This window comes from Olleya marilimosa CAM030 (genome assembly GCF_000518485.1).
GTDB classification, from domain to species: domain Bacteria; phylum Bacteroidota; class Bacteroidia; order Flavobacteriales; family Flavobacteriaceae; genus Olleya; species Olleya marilimosa.
This window is the reverse complement of the sequence record NZ_JADR01000008.1, coordinates 12,964-29,679: the sequence shown is the minus strand read 5'-3', so window position 1 is coordinate 29,679 and position 16,716 is coordinate 12,964. Positions and strand designations below refer to the sequence as shown.

General features: G+C 30.8%; 16 protein-coding genes. 8 read left to right on the top strand and 8 right to left on the bottom strand.

Annotated elements, in window-relative coordinates; genetic code table 11:
- Positions 1 to 12 precede the first annotated feature (12 nt).
- The 4 genes from M890_RS0110220 (at position 13) to rpsU (ending at position 4,793) form a co-directional block, all read left to right on the top strand.
- A complete protein-coding gene (locus tag M890_RS0110220) occupies positions 13 to 717 on the top strand; it encodes a queuosine precursor transporter (protein WP_028283448.1) in 705 nt (234 codons plus the stop codon).
- Positions 718 to 808: 91 nt separating this feature from the next.
- Positions 809 to 3,475 (top strand): AsmA family protein, encoded by a 2,667-nt coding sequence (locus M890_RS0110215; RefSeq protein WP_036597431.1) that lies wholly within the window; start codon positions 809 to 811, stop codon positions 3,473 to 3,475.
- A gap of 157 nt (positions 3,476 to 3,632) precedes the next feature.
- Positions 3,633 to 4,496 (top strand): sigma-70 family RNA polymerase sigma factor, encoded by an 864-nt coding sequence (locus tag M890_RS0110210; RefSeq protein WP_028283446.1) that lies wholly within the window; start codon positions 3,633 to 3,635, stop codon positions 4,494 to 4,496.
- 102 nt (positions 4,497 to 4,598) lie between these two features.
- On the top strand, positions 4,599 to 4,793 hold the full coding sequence (gene rpsU / locus M890_RS0110205; protein WP_028283445.1) for a 30S ribosomal protein S21: 195 nt from the start codon (positions 4,599 to 4,601) through the stop codon (positions 4,791 to 4,793).
- Between the two features lie 145 nt (positions 4,794 to 4,938).
- On the opposite strand, the gene murI is transcribed toward rpsU, so the two are convergent.
- From murI to M890_RS0110165, 8 genes are all read right to left on the bottom strand, one after another.
- Positions 4,939 to 5,718 (bottom strand): glutamate racemase, encoded by a 780-nt coding sequence (gene murI, locus M890_RS0110200; protein ID WP_028283444.1) that lies wholly within the window; start codon positions 5,716 to 5,718, stop codon positions 4,939 to 4,941.
- Positions 5,719 to 5,781: 63 nt separating this feature from the next.
- Positions 5,782 to 6,291 (bottom strand): OmpH/Skp family outer membrane protein, encoded by a 510-nt coding sequence (locus tag M890_RS0110195; protein WP_028283443.1) that lies wholly within the window; start codon positions 6,289 to 6,291, stop codon positions 5,782 to 5,784.
- A gap of 42 nt (positions 6,292 to 6,333) precedes the next feature.
- Entirely contained in the window at positions 6,334 to 7,347 is a 1,014-nt protein-coding gene (locus tag M890_RS0110190) for an OmpH/Skp family outer membrane protein (protein ID WP_028283442.1), read from the bottom strand.
- A gap of 231 nt (positions 7,348 to 7,578) precedes the next feature.
- Positions 7,579 to 10,194: a BamA/OMP85 family outer membrane protein gene (locus tag M890_RS0110185; RefSeq protein WP_028283441.1), complete on the bottom strand. Its 2,616-nt coding sequence runs from the start codon at positions 10,192 to 10,194 to the stop codon at positions 7,579 to 7,581.
- Positions 10,166 to 10,849, bottom strand: coding sequence for an undecaprenyl pyrophosphate synthase (locus M890_RS0110180; protein ID WP_394331868.1), 684 nt, complete (start codon positions 10,847 to 10,849; stop codon positions 10,166 to 10,168). Before M890_RS0110180 ends, M890_RS0110185 begins: the two co-directional genes overlap by 29 nt.
- Before the next feature lie 58 nt (positions 10,850 to 10,907).
- Positions 10,908 to 11,597: a type IX secretion system protein PorG gene (gene porG / locus M890_RS0110175; protein ID WP_028283439.1), complete on the bottom strand. Its 690-nt coding sequence runs from the start codon at positions 11,595 to 11,597 to the stop codon at positions 10,908 to 10,910.
- A 98-nt stretch (positions 11,598 to 11,695) separates the two neighbouring features.
- Positions 11,696 to 12,565 (bottom strand): NAD kinase, encoded by an 870-nt coding sequence (locus M890_RS0110170; RefSeq protein ID WP_028283438.1) that lies wholly within the window; start codon positions 12,563 to 12,565, stop codon positions 11,696 to 11,698.
- A 2-nt stretch (positions 12,566 to 12,567) separates the two neighbouring features.
- Positions 12,568 to 13,227, bottom strand: coding sequence for a CBS domain-containing protein (locus tag M890_RS0110165; protein WP_028283437.1), 660 nt, complete (start codon positions 13,225 to 13,227; stop codon positions 12,568 to 12,570).
- Positions 13,228 to 13,320: 93 nt separating this feature from the next.
- Between M890_RS0110165 and M890_RS0110160 the strand changes: the two genes are divergently transcribed.
- The 4 genes from M890_RS0110160 (at position 13,321) to tig (ending at position 16,640) form a co-directional block, all read left to right on the top strand.
- Complete coding sequence (locus tag M890_RS0110160; RefSeq protein WP_028283436.1) at positions 13,321 to 14,034, top strand: pyridoxine 5'-phosphate synthase; 714 nt, start codon at positions 13,321 to 13,323, stop codon at positions 14,032 to 14,034.
- Between the two features lie 6 nt (positions 14,035 to 14,040).
- On the top strand, positions 14,041 to 14,802 hold the full coding sequence (locus tag M890_RS0110155; RefSeq protein ID WP_028283435.1) for an alpha/beta fold hydrolase: 762 nt from the start codon (positions 14,041 to 14,043) through the stop codon (positions 14,800 to 14,802).
- Between the two features lie 24 nt (positions 14,803 to 14,826).
- The gene (locus tag M890_RS0110150) at positions 14,827 to 15,180 is read left to right on the top strand and encodes a phage holin family protein (RefSeq protein WP_028283434.1); all 354 of its coding nucleotides are present in this window, start codon (positions 14,827 to 14,829) and stop codon (positions 15,178 to 15,180) included.
- Between the two features lie 131 nt (positions 15,181 to 15,311).
- Complete coding sequence (tig, locus tag M890_RS0110145) at positions 15,312 to 16,640, top strand: trigger factor (RefSeq protein ID WP_028283433.1); 1,329 nt, start codon at positions 15,312 to 15,314, stop codon at positions 16,638 to 16,640.
- Positions 16,641 to 16,716: the final 76 nt, after the last annotated feature.

Genomic DNA, 16,716 nt, shown 5'->3' with positions numbered 1-16,716 from the left:
TAATAAGTTTTTATGACCTTAAAAGACAAATTACTTGCTCAAAAAATCTATTTACTTCTAGGTGCGCTTTTTATAACCTCATTAGTGGTGTCCAATCTAATCTTTCAAAAGTTTTTTTATTGGTATCCTTTTAACATTGAAATTTTTGGCTCTAAGCTATTTGAGGTTTCTGTAGGCATATTACCTTATCCTGTCACCTTTTTAATAACCGATTTAATAAGTGAGATTTACGGTAAGAAACGTGCAAACCAAGTAGTTATAGGCGGAATATTTGCTTCGTTTTTTTCATTATTAATTGTTTACACAGCTAATGCTGTATCTGCCACAAGCTGGTCACCAGTTAATGACAGTCTATTTACCACTGTATTTGGCAATACTATGATTGCTGTTTTTGCTAGTATGATGGCTTATTTATTAGCTCAATTAGTAGATATTCAGATTTACCACTTTTGGAAACGTATTACTAAAGGCAAACATTTATGGTTACGCAATAATTTTTCGACCTTTTTATCGCAGTTTGTAGACACGTTTTCTGTACTATTTTTATTATGCTCGTTTGGCGAGATTGGTTGGGATAAATTTGCAGGACTATTAATAAGCGGTTTTATATTTAAAGTACTAATTGCCATACTTGACACACCTTTTTTATATTTAGGTGTTTACCTATTTAAAAAACGCTTTAAACTGAAGCAAAATGAAGAATTACAACTACTTTAACAAATGCTAAACTTTTATTAAATACTTTTGTTTGGACAACTATTTACTTAAGTTAAACGTAGATAGATTAAAGATTAAACAACACTATTTGATGAAAAAAAAGCTAAAAATCGTAGGTATATCATTACTAATTCTTGTTGCATTATTAATTGCTAGTCCTTTTATTTTCCAGAGTCAAATAAAAGATATGGTTCGCAATTATATTAATGAAAGCGTAAACGCCAAAGTTACTTTTGATGATGTTGACTTAAGCTTTATAAGAAGTTTTCCGCAGGCTAACGTAACCTTGGACAACTTAACAATAACCAATTTTGCCCCATTTAAAAATGATACTTTAGCCAAAGTTCAATCATTGTCTTTAGACATGTCTATAAAAGAGCTTTTTAAAAATGCTACTGAAGAGCCTATAATTGTTAACTCTATTGCAATTGACAATGCGCTAGTAAATCTAAAAACTAATAAAGAAGGAGCTGTTAATTGGGATATTGCAAAAGCATCAGACACACCAACAACAGATAACAATTCAAGTAGTGATGGCTTTGTTTTTGATATCGAAAACTATAGCATTACCAATAGTGCGTTTAATTATTTAGATGAAACTAACAATACTATATTTAAAATCACCAATTTAAATCATTCCGGAAACGGAACCTTCTCTGGCGACACATCAGAATTAGACACCAAAACCGAAGCAAATGTGACTTTTAGTATGGAAGACACAGAATATTTAAGTAATAACAGTTTAAAACTAGACGCTTTAATAGACTTAGACTTACCAAATAACAAGTACACTTTTAAAGAAAACAAAGCTTTAATTAATGATTTACCTTTAGAGTTTAAAGGTTATGTACAATTAATAGAAGCAGGTCAAGCAATTGATATAACCTTTGAAAATCCAGGATCTACCTTTAAAGATTTTTTGGCTGTGATACCTAAAACTTATGCTAAAAACTTAGATAATGTTGATACAACAGGTAACTTCAAAATAAACGGAGTTATTAAAGGAGAATCTACTGAAACAACCATTCCAACCTTAGATATTAATATAGTATCAAACAATGCGTCTTTTAAATTTGCAGACTTACCAAAACGTGTAGAAAATATTAATATTAATGTCGAAATTAAAAATAATAACGGACTAGTTGATGACACATATATAGCCATTAATACTTTAGATTTTAAAATAGACCAAGACCAATTTAAGAGTTCGGCCACTATTAAAAATTTAACCAAAAACATGCTAGTTAACGCTAATTTAGATGGTGTTTTAAACTTAGCAAACTTAACAAAAGCGTATCCGATTGAGTTAGAAAATGAATTAAAAGGAATTTTAAAAGCAAAATTAAATACTAGTTTTGATATGAATGCTATTGAAACTAATCCTTATGAACGCATCAAAAACAACGGAAGCGTAAGCGTATCGGACTTTGTGTTTTCATCCGCAGATATTGTTAACCCAATAAATATTTCTAAAGCTTCAATAAATTTTAATCCAGGCACTATTACTTTAGACAATTTTATTGCTACAACAGGTCAAACAGACCTTAATGCTACTGGAATTATAAATAATTTACTTGGCTTTTTATTAAGTGACAAGAAACTAGAAGGTAACTTTAATGTTAAGTCAAATGTTTTTAAAATTAGTGACTTTATGATTGAAGGAGGTAGCAAAGCACCAATCAATCAAAGTGCAGAGCCTGCTACAGCATTAAAAATCCCTGCCTTTTTAGATTGTACCATAACTGCTGATGCTAAAACCGTTTATTACGATAACTTAATACTAAAAGATGTAAAAGGTAGTCTTAAAATAGCAAATGAGACTGCGCAATTAAATAATGTTACCTCAAGCATATTTAATGGTAATCTTAGCCTTGAAGGATTGGTAGATACAAAAACTACAAAACCTACCTTTAATATGAATGTTGGTGCAAAAAACTTTGATATCGCACAATCCTTCAACGATTTAAATTTACTGCAAGCCTTGGCTCCAATAACCAAAGCATTACAAGGTAAGTTAAACAGTTCTATTAATCTATCTGGTACATTAGGCGAAGACTTTACTCCGCTTTTAAATACCATTTCCGGAGATGCGTTAGCAGAGTTGATAACAACACAAATTCAACCTAAAAATGAGCAATTATTTTCGTTGTTAGAAAGTAAATTAAACTTTTTAGATTTCAGTAAATTAGATTTAAAAGATTTAAAAACTAAGCTTTCATTTAACGATGGTCAAGTAAATGTTAAGCCATTTGATATAAAATATAAGGATATTAAAATGACCGTTGGAGGATCACACACCTTTAGTAACACTATGAATTATCAAGTTGTATTAGATGTGCCAGCAAAATATTTAGGTACAGAAGTCAATAATTTGATAAACAAAATAAATGATGCAGCAGTAAATGACATTAAGATCCCTGTGACTGCAACCATATCTGGAAACACACTAAAACCTCAGGTAACAACAGACTTAACCAGTGGTGTTAAAAACCTAACCTCTCAATTAATTGAAATTGAAAAACAAAAATTAATTAATAAAGGAAAGGACAAACTTACTGATGTTGTTGGTAACATATTAGGAGGAAACAAACCTAAAGACAGTACATCAACACAAAGTAATGGTGGTGTTAAGGATGTTTTAGGTAATATATTAAACGGAAACAACACGCCAAAAGACACAACCAAAACAACAAATGACAAGCCTAAAGATCAAGTAAAAGATGCTATAAAAGGGTTGTTTGGTAAAAAGGATAAATAATAAAATTTAAAATTTTAACATTTTTTAGTCGTTTTTAAATGATTTTTTAATGAAATTTAGTTGTTTGGGCTGTTTCTTAAAAAGAAACTGTTAATAATTAGGATTTGTCAAAAATTATGTTAGATTGTAGGTATAACTTTAAAACAATTTGGACTGAATGAGGCAATTAAAAATTACCAAGCAAGTTACCAACCGCGAATCTAAATCACTAGACAAATACTTACAAGACATTAGCAAACTTCCCATGATTACAGCAGAGGAAGAGGTCGAGTTAGCTCAAAAAATTAGAGAAGGCTGTCAAAAATCTTTAGATTTACTTACCACTGCTAACTTACGTTTTGTAGTTTCTGTTGCAAAACAATATCAAAACCAAGGATTAACGTTACCAGATTTAATTAATGAAGGTAATGCAGGACTTGTAAAAGCTGCCAAGCGTTTTGATGAAACTAGAGGATTTAAATTTATTTCTTATGCTGTTTGGTGGATCAGACAAGCAATTCTTTCTGCTTTAGCAGAACAATCTAGAATTGTTAGATTACCATTAAATAAAATTGGATCTATAAATAAGATTAGAAAAGTAACGTCTCATCTAGAGCAAGTTAATCAAAGACCACCTAGTGCTTCAGAAATCGCAAAAGAGCTTGATTTGACTATAAGTGATGTTAAGCAATCTATGAAAATTTCTAGCAGACACGTGTCAATGGATGCACCTTTAAAAGAAGGTGAAGATTATAGTTTATATGACTTAGTTAGCTCTAACGACTCTCCAAATCCAGATACTAATTTAATGAGAGAATCATTAAATACTGAGATTGACAGAGCTTTAGAAACTTTAACACCTAGAGAAAGTGATGTTATTAGACTTAACTTTGGTTTAAGCGATCAACCAGCAATGACATTAGACGAAATAGGTCGTACATTTGACTTAACACGTGAGCGTGTAAGACAAATTAGAGAAAAAGGAATCAGACGTTTACGTCAAACTTCTAAGAGTAAGATATTAAAAACCTATTTAGGATAAACCAAATAGACTTTTTTAGATATTAAATAGTAAAAAAATGCAATATTAATTTGAATTATATTTTAATTTAATAGATATTTGCACCAGATTTAAAATTTAGATATGTTAAGAATTGAAATAAAAGAAGGCGAAAATATAGAACGTGCTCTAAAACGTTACAAACGTAAGCACAGAAACGTAAAAGTTATGCAAAACTTAAGAGAGAAGCAATACTTTACTAAGCCATCTGTAAAAAACAGAAGACAAATACAAAAAGCTAGTTATATTCAAGGTCTTAGAGACGCAGAGAATATATAATTAACTACTTTATTTATATAAAAAAACCACGCATTTTTAAATGTCGTGGTTTTTTTGTTGACTTTTATTTGGAAAGCATCTTATATTATTCGGGAAGTATCGTACTTATTTTAACGTGTTTAATCCAAAATTTTATTACCCAATATCAAAAGCTTAAAAATTCAACTTCAAAATCACCATCTAACAAATCTTTCATAATTACCGGATTATTGTTAGAATAAAACTTTAAAGCAGGTTTATTAACTACTTGATTTAATAAACCGTGTTGTTCTAAAACAGATTTTGTTTGTCTAGCAACTGCAGCACCAGAATCTATAATCTTAACATGACTAGGTAGAAGTTTTAAAAGCTGAGGAACTAAATATGGGTAATGTGTACACCCTAAAACTAGATAATCAATATTTGCTTGTATCATAGGTTTAAGATACGTTTTAAGCAAATCTGTCATTTGACTAGATACGATATTACCGCTTTCTATTAATTGTACAATACCTTCACCTTCTTGCTCAATAATAGTAATACCATCACTATACAACAAAGAGGTGTTATGAAACAACTCACTACTTAAAGTACCTCTAGTAGCCAAAATACCTATGGATTTAGTTTTTGTATTTAAAGCAGCTGGTTTTATAGCAGGTTCTATACCAATAATAGGTGTCTTATACTTTTGTCTAAGGTGTTTAATAGCATTAGTCGTGGCTGTATTACAAGCTACTACAATTAGCTTACTGTTTTGATTAAGCAAATACTCTGTATTTTTCTCAGAAAGCGCTATAATAGCCTCTTTTCCTTTTGGACCATATGGTGCATTAATACTATCTGCAAGATAAATTGTATTCTCGTTAGGAAGTAATCCATGAATAGCTTTCCAGATGGATGTTCCACCTACTCCAGAATCAAAAATACCAATGGGTTGTTTACTCATAATTATAAATAAAAAAAGCTGTCTAAAGTTAGACAGCTTTTTTTAATTTGAAAGGGATTTTAATTAAAATCCTAATTCTTTTTGAACGTCTTTTAATAAGTCTTTACCTTCAGCCATAATGACACCTGATCCTTGAGAAGAATCTAATATGTAATTAAAACCTTGTGCTTTACCAACTTTAATGATAGCTGCTTTAGCTTTATCTGTAATAGGCTTTAATAAGTCAAATTCTTTTTTGTCAATTTGATTTTGAGAATCTGCTTGAAACTGACGGATACTTTGTTGCATTTGTGCTAACTCTTCACCACGTTGTTGGTTTACTTCGTTAGTTTTAGTTGCAGCTTCAGATTCGTATCTTTTTGCTTTGGTTTGGTATTCTTGTACCATTTCTTGAATATCTGCTTGAAAAGTTTTACCTACCTTTTCCATTTCAGCTTTAGCTAACTTCATTTCTGGCATAGACTCAACAAGTTCTCCTGTATTAATATGAGCTACTTTGGTTTGAGCATTTGTAAAACTTGTTGCACCAATAAATAATGCTGCTGCAAATAAAAGTGTTTTAATTTGTTTCATTTTTAAAAAAGTATTTGTGTGTTATAATTATTAATATTTGTCTTAGTTATCTTCGTTGTCTTGGCTCTCTTTTTCGTCTTTAGCTTTTTTACGATCTTCTAAGATTTTTTTTCTTTTAGCTTCAAGTTCTAATTTTCTGGCTTCTCTATCTGCTAATTTTTGTTGTCTTTTTTCTTCTAAAATTTGCTCTCTAGTTTTTGGAGCGTCTTCTTGATTTACTTTGTCCTCTTCATTACGGTCTTCAGATACGTCATTAGTTTCAGTTTCTGTATTTCCGTTTCTTTCTTTAAGCTTTTCCTCTCTTGCTTTAGCGCGATCTTCTAATATTTGTGCTCTTCGGTCTGCAGCTTCTTTCTTTTTAGCTTCTCTAGCCTCTAAAAGTTCTTTTTTTCTTGCTTCAGTAGCTGCTTCTCTTTCTGCTTTTTTATCGTCTAATATTTTTTGACGTTCTTCTTGTGCTTCATTTATTTCTACTATAACATCTTCGTCTTTAGCATCTTTTCTTTCTGCCTTATTTTTAGCTTGTGTACGTTTTGAAGCTCTAGAAATTGTTCTGATAATTTGCTCGCTCATATCAAATCGCTCTGCTGAATACAGCATTACAACATCGGCTGACTTATCAAATACAAAATCATATTTTTTAGCTTTAGCAATATCTTGAACTGCTTGAAAAATTTGATCTTGAACTGGCTGCATTAACTGTCTTTTTTGGATCATTAAATCTCCATTTGGACCAAATCGCTTTTGTTGATAATCTAAAATTTCTTTTTCTTCAAATAAAAGATCTTCTTCACGCTCGTCAATCAACTCTTTAGTCAGCAATGCTTTTTCGTTATTAAGCGCTTCGCGTTTTTGCTTAACATCATTAAGTTTGCCTTCAATTTCTGTTTTCCATTTTTGGACTTTGCTTTCTAATTGACTAGTTGCTTCAGTATATTCTGGAATGTTTTCTAAAATATATTCTGTATCAATGTAACCAATCCTAACGCCACGTTGTGCACTAGCAGAAAAACCTGCTGCAAGCATTACCAATACAATAAGAACTTTTATTTTCATTTTGGAATTTGTTTTATTATTTCTTGATTATAAACTCAAAATAACTTAATTCATTGTAAATAGAATAGTTTTTTGAGTAAGTATTTTCAAAATAACGAATTTTAATTTTAAAAATTTTAATTCTTTTATCAAATCCTTATTAGGTTATTAGAAAATATCGTGCCAAAAATATAAAAAACAAAAAACTATAATTGTTATTTATTGATTTAATTAGGTTTAGTGATATATTAATTAAAATTGTTGACCAATAATAAAGTGTGTTTCCCAACCATGTTTAACAGAGCTTCCTGGTAAAGGATCAAATCCATGACCTAAGTCAATCCCTAATAATCCAAATGCTGGCATAAAGATTCTGACACCAAAACCTGCAGATCTTTTAAGTGTAAAAGGATTGTAGTCTTTAAAATTATCGTAAGAAGAACCTGCTTCTAAAAATCCTAATGCATATATTTTAGCAGATTGCTTTAAAGTAATAGGATATCTTAACTCTAATGAGAATTTGTTATAAATTGTTCCTCCATCTTGAGATGATAATGCTTGATTTGGGTAACCACGTAAGGCTACTGCTTCTCTACCATCTAAACTATAGCTTCCAAGTCCATCTCCTCCAACAAAGAAACGCTCAAAAGGAATCACACCTCTATCTTGATTGTAAGCTCCTAAAAATCCAAACTCTACACTTGGTCTTAATACTAACTTGTCTACTAGTCTTGTATACCAATCTCCTCTAAATTTAACTTTGTAAAATTCTAACCACTTGAAACGTTCTTGATCAATTTCGCTAATTCTAGCTGCAGCTTCGTTTCTAAGAATTACGTTTGCATTAGTGTCGTTAACTACTGCTTGATTTTCTGCTCTTTCAATACTTAAAGCTGTATAGTCTACACTACTAAATAAAGAATAAGGTATAGATAATTTAGCTGTTGCTGTAAAACTTGATCCTCCCATTGGGAAAATAGGATCGTTAAACGTGTTGTTTCTGCTTAATCCTAAAGTATAAGATAGGTTGTTAGAGTAACCGTCTCCAAATGTAAATAAACCAGTATTATAGTTTTTTAAGTTGTAGTGTTGAAAACTAACTGCTTGAGATAATGTAAAGAAATCGTCTGGAATAGATAAACGTTTTGCTAATCCAAAGGTTATACCTGTAATATTAAAACGCTTATCCTTATCTGCATTTCCAGTTGTCGCATCATATAAAAATTGCTTTGTATGTGATAACGACGTTGAAAATTGTACTGGTTTTTTTCCTCCTAACCAAGGCTCAGAGAATGAAAAACTATAGGTTTGAAAAAATCGACTTGCTTGTAATCTTAAAGATAATTTTTGACCGTCACCCATTGGTATTGGTGTATAAGCATCCTTTTTAAATATATCTTTAATAGAGAAGTTATTAAAAGATAATCCTAAGGTACCTATAAAACCTCCTCCACCATAACCTCCTTGAAGTTCGATTTGACTAGAACCAGACTCTACTAGAGAATATTCCATATCTATTGATCCTTCTTCTGGATTTGGGTTTTTAAAGTTAGGTGTTAATTGCTCCGCATCAAAAAATCCTAATTGACTTAACTCTCTAATAGTACGTACTACGTTTTCTTTACTATATAATTCTCCTGGTCTTGTTCTGATCTCTCTATAAATAACGTGGTCGTTAGTCTTTTTGTTACCAACTACAGATACTTTGTCAAAATACACAGGTTTACCTTCTGATATTCTGATTTCCATATCAATTACATTTCCATCTGCATTAACCTCAACTGGGTTAATTGTAGAGAATAAATATCCATTGTTTTGATATAAGTTTGTTAAATCATCACCATCTGGCTTAGTGTTATCTGCAATTCGTTTTTGAAGTTGCACACCATTATATGTATCTCCTTTTTCAATACGTAACTTTCTTTTTAAAACCTCATCAGAATACACTGTATTACCAATAAACGTTACGTCTCCAAAAGTATATTTTTCTCCCTCTTCAAGTGTAATATTTAAAGACACCGTTTTATCATCATTAATAATTAACGAGTCTGATATTATTCTTGCATCTCTATATCCTACTTCTTTATATCTATCAATTAGGCTAGATAAGTCTTCTTTATAGTCTGCTTCAATAAACTTAGAACGTTTTAAGATTCTGATAGGGTTAATTTTTTTAGTGTTTTTCATGGCTTTTCTAAGCTTCTTATCACTTAAAACACTATTACCTTCAAAATCTATGTTTTTTACTTTAACTTTTTGACCTCTATCAATAGCAACAACCATGTTTACTAAAGACTTAGCTATTGAGTCGTTTTTAATTTCGGTAGTTTTTACTTGCACATTAGCATTTAAAAATCCGTCCTTTTTATATTTATTTTCTAAATAATTCTCGGTAGTTGTTACTAAGTTTTCCGTTACTTTGGTCCCTTTTTGAAGCTTATTTTCTTTTAAAATAGTTTCGTGCTTACCTTTTTTAACTCCAGTAATTTTAACTTCGTTAAGTTCTGGCAAGTCTGTTAATCTAATTTCAAGAAAGGCATTATCACCTTCTACTTTTAGCAAGTAAACTTCGATATCATTAAATAAATTAGATTTCCATAACTTTTTGATAGCATCACTAATTTCTTCTCCAGGAATCATTATTTCTGCACCTTTTCTTAATCCAGAATAGGTTATAATGGTTTGCTCACTAAAACTAGTGTTCCCTTTTACGGTAATTTCGGCTAGAATTAATTTTTTACCGTCTTCGTAGCTTAAGTCTTGTGCTTTAACAGATAAAGCACTAATAAGCATTAGTGCTAACAAGGTGTAATTTAATATTGTTTTCAATGGTAATTGTTTAGCTAATTTGTTCACTGGTTTTCCCAAATCGTCGTTCTCTTTTTTGATATTCTATAATAGCTTCACATAAGTGTTGCTTTGTAAAGTCTGGCCAAAGTACTGGTGTAAAGTACAATTCTGCATAAGCTATTTGCCATAACAAAAAGTTACTAATGCGTTGCTCTCCACTTGTTCTAATAAGTAAATCTACATCTGGTAACGTCTGCGTGTAAAGATGTGCATTAAATACCGATTCGTCAATATTTTCTGTAGAAATTATATTATTTTTAACTTTAGCACTTATTTCTTTAACAGCATTTAGCAGCTCTTCTCTAGAGCCATAGCTTAATGCTAATGTCAAATCCATATGTGTATTGTCCTTAGTTAAATCCATAACTTCGTGCAACTCCTTATATACTTTTTTTGGTAATGATTTTAAATTACCAATTGCTTTTAGTTTTATATTATTATCTAAAAGGGTTTTGATTTCTTTTTTTAATGAGGATACTAAAAGCTTCATTAGTGTATCAACTTCTAACTTTGGACGATTCCAATTTTCTGTTGAAAAGGCATAAAGTGTTAAATGTTTAACACCTAACTCTGCGCAAGCTTCTACGGTTTGACGTACAGATTTTGTACCATTTTCATGACCAAAAGCACGTAGCATTCCTTTTTGTTTTGCCCAACGACCATTACCATCCATAATTATGGCGACATGCTTTGGCAAATGTTGTTTTTGTATTTGGTCTTGTATATTCACTTTAAAATCCGCAGTAACATGGGTTTTTTCCAAAGGTGTAAGTTAACGTTACGCCTGTAAAAGTATACCAATCATTATTATTTAAATTTCCAAAACTTCTGCTTGACAGCTCTCCTGCATCAGGAACACTACCATCCAACTCGTCAGAGAAGGTATAACGTGCACCAACTTCAAAAGCTAAAACAAACTCAGGGGTTACAGCTGCTTTAAAACCAATTACCATAGGTATTCCCCAAGCATAGCTTTGTGTGTCTTCAGACTGTGTTTCTCCTAAATTGTTATAATAAAAGTTATCATGTTGTGCGACACTAAAACCTGTATATAGGTATGGTGTGGACACAAAGTTACCTTGATGCAAGTTAAAATCAAAAAATGTAAATTCTAAACCAGCAGACAGTTCAATAATTTGATTATTAAACTCAAAGCCTCTTATTTGTCTACTTGGATCATCTGAGTTAATATCAATACCTTCTAATTCTGTAAAGGTTAAAGAGATCCTGTATGAGTGTCTAGGACTTCTGTTCCATTTATAAATAGCACCAATTGCTAATTGGCTAGGTGCAATATAGTCTGTAGCACCTACATCTCCAATAAAATTAGAACCACCCAAATACAACCCAAACTCGTTGATTTGTGCACTACTTAATTGTATGCATAAAAATGTTAAAACTACTACTGTTAACTGCTTCATAAATCTTCAAAGTTTGCAAATATAATAAATAAGATTAGCCTATAACAATTTGATTGAAATAGTTACACTTTTAAACAGATTTAACAACAATTTATTGTTTAATTTCTATTATCCTCACCCCAAAGTAGCTTTTTACGGAGTGTATCAAGAAAAGTCTCATTATTTAATACTATCATTTTAATAGTAAATGGCGCTTTTTTTATTGTAATTGTAGTTTTGTTGGATAATGTTGCAATTCTAGAATCTAGGGACACTAAATGTTTTTTCTCACGACCGTTTACTTTTAAGGTAATTACAGTGCTGTCATCTATAACTAAAGGTCTTGCGCTTAAATTATGAGGTGCAATTGGTGTTAACACTAAACTTGCTGCATCAGGTGTTATTACTGGACCACCACAACTTAAGGAATATCCTGTTGATCCTGTTGGTGTTGAAATTATTAAACCATCACTCCAATACGACGTAAGATATTCTCCGTTTAATTCGGTTTCAACCGTAATCATAGAAGTGGTATTTTTTCTGCTTACAGCAATTTCATTTAAAGCAAAATTGCAAGAATTAATTTCGGAATTATCCTCAGAGCTTTCAATAGTTAATAAACTACGTTCTGAAATAGCGTACTTTTTATCTAAAATGGCATGTATTGCAGCTTCTATCTCGTCATATTGGATAGTTGCTAAAAACCCTAATCTTCCTGTATTGACACCTACTATTGGGATATTTAAATCTCGCACTAATGTTATGGCTCTTAATATAGTACCATCTCCGCCAATACTTACTAAAAAATCATAGCTGGCATCTAAGTTATTAAAGGTTGAGTAATCTGTATTTAATTTTGGAGACACACCTTTATAAAAGGCTTCCTCTATGATTATTTCAATATTTTTTTTATTTAAAACATCTAATAAAACCTCTAAAGACGCCAGTGGTTTTTTTTTCTGAAATTGGCTAAATATGGCAACTTTCATTATTAAATGTTTAGGTATTTATTAAGGTAATCAGAGCGTTCTTTTAAACCATCTAAATAACTATCTTCCTCATGACCTGATACTATATTATAGCTATAACGTCTAAAGGTTTGCATAATTTCGCTTAAACCAACATTACCAATTTTTAAGGTTATTTGAGCCACATCATTTTCTATTTTAGAAATAAATGCACCATATAATTTACCATCATTACTTTCTACAATCTGACTAATCTCACTAAAAGAATAGTCTAGTAAACCTTTTTCTATGATTAAAACAGCTCCATTCTCTGAGAAAAATGGCGTTTCATTAAACAATCCTATAATATCATTTAATTCATAATAACCTAAATATTTATTACCTGCATTTAAAACAGGCATTATATTAGTAGAATTTTGAGCAAAAGCCTCTAACACATCTAACCAATTAGTGTCTTCTCTAACAAAAAAACCTTCAGTAGCATAAGCACAATCCGAAATAGCCTCAACTTTTTGAAAACAATGTGCATCATTCTCTGATATACATCCCAAATACACACCTTCCTCATTTTTTATAGGAATATGAGAATAAGTCAACTGATTAAAAAGCAATTGCAAATCGCTTACTAACCCAGAATTAAGTAATGGTTTTATATCGTTTATTATGTAATCTGAAAGGTTCATTTTATTAAATCTTTAGATTTGCAAATTAATTAAAAATTAGCACAAAAAGCCTCTTATACTTTGTATTTTTGTATTATTAAATTAAATAATAGTATGACAAAATTAAGCGTAAACATCAACAAGATTGCTACTTTAAGAAACTCTCGTGGAGGCAACACACCTAATGTCGTTCAGTTTGCTAAAGACGTCCAACGTTTTGGAGCAGAAGGCGTCACTATACATCCAAGACCAGACGAACGTCATATTAGATATCAAGATGCTTACGATTTAAAACCTGTAGTTTATACCGAGTATAATATTGAAGGTAATCCAATCCCTAAATTTATGGATATGGTTTTAGAGTTACAACCAACACAAGTAACCTTAGTACCTGATAGTATTGATACTTTAACTAGTAATGCAGGTTGGGACACCATTAAACATAAAGCTTTTTTAGTTGAAGTTATTACTGAATTTAAGAAAAAAGGCATCAGAACATCCATATTTGTAGATCCTGATTTAGCACAAATAGAAGGTGCCAAAGCTACAGGAACAGATAGAATTGAATTATACACCGAAGCTTTTGCACATCAATATAGTTTAGGCAACAAAGAAGCCATATTACCTTATACAAAATGTGCCGAACTAGCTAATAATTTAGGACTTGGTGTTAATGCAGGACATGATTTATCTTTGGATAATATCCAGTATTTTAAACAAAATATGCCAGGATTATTAGAAGTATCCATAGGACATGCTTTAGTTTCTGAAAGTTTATATTTAGGCATAGAAAACGTGGTTAACATGTATAAAAACAAACTAAAATAAATCCATATGCTCTTACACTCAAATATTATAGGAGAAGGTAAACCATTTGTCATTCTTCATGGCTTTTTAGGCATGAGTGATAATTGGAAAACTCTAGGTAATCAATTTGCTGAGCATTTTCAAGTCCATCTTGTAGACCAACGTAATCATGGTAGAAGTTTTCATGATGATAGTTTTCATTACGAAGCTTTAGCAGAAGATCTAAAACATTATTTTGACGCTAACCAAATAAAAGACGCCATTTTATTAGGACATTCCATGGGAGGAAAAACAGCTATGTTATTTGCTACGCTGTATCCAGAACTTGTTAGCAAATTAATTATTGCAGATATATCTCCACGTTTTTATCCTATCCATCACGATGCCATTTTACAAGGTTTAAATAGCTTAGACTTTAATGTTTTAAAAAGTCGAAGTCAAGCCGACAAACAACTAGCCAACTATGTATCTGATTTTGGCACAAGACAGTTTTTATTAAAAAACCTGTATTGGATAGAAAAAGGAAAATTAGCACTAAGGATGAATTTGGAAGCTTTAACAGAAAATGTTTCGGAAGTTGGAGAAGCATTACCTATACACGCAAAATTTGAAGGAGACACACTATTTTTAAGAGGTGATAAAAGCGAATATATAGGCAACCAAGATGAAGCAATAATTAAAAACCATTTTCCGGAAGCAAACATAATTACCATAAGTAATGCAGGACATTGGTTGCATGCAGAAAATCCCGAAGATTTTTATAATGCTGTAACAAATTTTGTAAATTAAGGTCTAATAACTAAAACATAAATTATGAACTTAATTATAAGATTATTACTTAACGCTATAGCAGTATTTGTTTTAGCACATATATTAAACGGAGTAGTTGTAGACAGCTACTTAACAGCAATTATAGTGGCAATTGTTTTATCAATATTAAACTTATTAGTAAAACCTATACTTGTCATACTAACCTTCCCTATTACCATTATAACTTTAGGTTTGTTTTTATTTGTAATTAATGGTTTAATAATACTATTAGCAGATAAATTTATAGATGGCTTTACTGTTTCAAGTATTTGGACTGCTATTTTATTTAGTATTTTGCTATCTATCTTACAATCCCTATTACAATCCTTTTTAAAGTCAGACACTAAAACCAAGTAAAACTTAAAATAGTCTGTAACACAACATGTTAAAAACTTTGCAATACTATAAAAAAGTAGTACTTTTGCACACCTTTTTAATTAAAAAAAACTAGTGTTAAATGCCCTTTTAGGGCTTTATATCATTTATAAATGAATATTACAAGAGAAAACATTGATGCATTAAATGCTGTAGTAAAAGTAGAAATCGTTAAAGAAGATTATAACGATAAGGTTGAAAAAATCTTAGTAGACTACAGAAAAACAGCTAACATCCCAGGATTTAGAAAAGGTCAAGTACCAATGGGAATGGTAAAAAAACAATACGGTAAAGCTGTATTAGTAGATGAAGTAAACAAATTACTTCAAGATGCATTAAACAAATATTTAACTGAAGAAAAATTAGACGTATTAGGTCAACCATTACCTAAGCAACAAGATGAAATAAACTGGGAGTCTGATTCTTTTGCTTTTGAATTTGAATTAGGTCTAGCTCCAGAATTTAGCGTAGATTTAAAAAGCAAAACAGCCATTACACATTATAACATCGTTGCAGATGACAAAATGATTGATGAGCAAGTGGAACGCATCCAAAAACAATACGGTAAAATCGTATCAGAAACTGAAGTTAAAAAGGATAGCGAAATCACCGGAACTTTTAAAAACGAAGAAAAAGAAATAGACAACACAGTTACTATTACTTTAGACAAGTTTAAAGGTAAAGCAACAGAAAAGAAATTTATTGGAGCTAAAGTTGGTGATGTAATAACATTAAAAACTAAAGGATTATACGAAGACGATCATGAATTAATGAACGCTTTAAAAATCCAACATGATGATGCTCACGGATTAGATATAGAAGTTACTTTTACAATAACAGAAATAAATAGTCGTGAATTAGCAGATTTAGATCAAGAATTATTTGATAAACTTTTTGGTAAAGACGTAGTAAAATCTGCATCAGAACTTAAAGCTAAGATCAAAGAAGATGCTGAAAAGCAATTTGTACAACAATCTGATCAAAAATTATTAAACGACGTAACAGAATACTTAGTAGACAATACTAAATTTGATTTACCAGCAGAATTCCTTACTAAATGGATGCAAGTTGCAGGTGAAAAAGAAATGGATGAAGCGACTGCTAAAGAAGAATACGAAAAATCAGAAAAAAGCTTACGTTACCAACTTATTGAAGGTAAATTAATGTCAGACAACGACCTTAAAGTAGACTTTGAAGACGTTAAAACAAGTGCCAAAAACATGATTAAAATGCAAATGGCACAGTTTGGACAATTAAATCCTTCTGAAAAAGAATTAGACGACATCGCTGCACGTGTATTAGGTAACCAAGAAGAAGTAAGACGTATTTCTGAGCAAGTAGTAAGTCAAAAACTATTGGACCTATACAAAGAAAAAGCTAACATTAAGACTAAAGAAATGTCTTATGAAGCTTTTGTCAAAGAAGTATATGGTGATAAATAATAAACCCTCTATTATCTTTTTATCAATTTGATAAGAATGTATTGGGAGCGGTTTAACAAAATAATCATTATCTTTA

Excerpts from the sequence above, each read along its gene's own strand:
- M890_RS0110220 (WP_028283448.1), top strand. The coding sequence starts at position 13 with ATGACCTTAAAAGACAAATTACTTGCTCAAAAAATCTATTTACTTCTA.
- M890_RS0110215 (WP_036597431.1), top strand. The coding sequence starts at position 809 with ATGAAAAAAAAGCTAAAAATCGTAGGTATATCATTACTAATTCTTGTT.
- M890_RS0110210 (WP_028283446.1), top strand. The coding sequence starts at position 3,633 with ATGAGGCAATTAAAAATTACCAAGCAAGTTACCAACCGCGAATCTAAA.
- rpsU (WP_028283445.1), top strand. The coding sequence starts at position 4,599 with ATGTTAAGAATTGAAATAAAAGAAGGCGAAAATATAGAACGTGCTCTA.
- murI (WP_028283444.1), bottom strand. The coding sequence starts at position 5,718 with ATGAGTAAACAACCCATTGGTATTTTTGATTCTGGAGTAGGTGGAACA.
- M890_RS0110195 (WP_028283443.1), bottom strand. The coding sequence starts at position 6,291 with ATGAAACAAATTAAAACACTTTTATTTGCAGCAGCATTATTTATTGGT.
- M890_RS0110190 (WP_028283442.1), bottom strand. The coding sequence starts at position 7,347 with ATGAAAATAAAAGTTCTTATTGTATTGGTAATGCTTGCAGCAGGTTTT.
- M890_RS0110180 (WP_394331868.1), bottom strand. The coding sequence starts at position 10,849 with ATGGATGGTAATGGTCGTTGGGCAAAACAAAAAGGAATGCTACGTGCT.
- porG (WP_028283439.1), bottom strand. The coding sequence starts at position 11,597 with ATGAAGCAGTTAACAGTAGTAGTTTTAACATTTTTATGCATACAATTA.
- M890_RS0110170 (WP_028283438.1), bottom strand. The coding sequence starts at position 12,565 with ATGAAAGTTGCCATATTTAGCCAATTTCAGAAAAAAAAACCACTGGCG.
- M890_RS0110165 (WP_028283437.1), bottom strand. The coding sequence starts at position 13,227 with ATGAACCTTTCAGATTACATAATAAACGATATAAAACCATTACTTAAT.
- M890_RS0110160 (WP_028283436.1), top strand. The coding sequence starts at position 13,321 with ATGACAAAATTAAGCGTAAACATCAACAAGATTGCTACTTTAAGAAAC.
- M890_RS0110155 (WP_028283435.1), top strand. The coding sequence starts at position 14,041 with ATGCTCTTACACTCAAATATTATAGGAGAAGGTAAACCATTTGTCATT.
- M890_RS0110150 (WP_028283434.1), top strand. The coding sequence starts at position 14,827 with ATGAACTTAATTATAAGATTATTACTTAACGCTATAGCAGTATTTGTT.
- tig (WP_028283433.1), top strand. The coding sequence starts at position 15,312 with ATGAATATTACAAGAGAAAACATTGATGCATTAAATGCTGTAGTAAAA.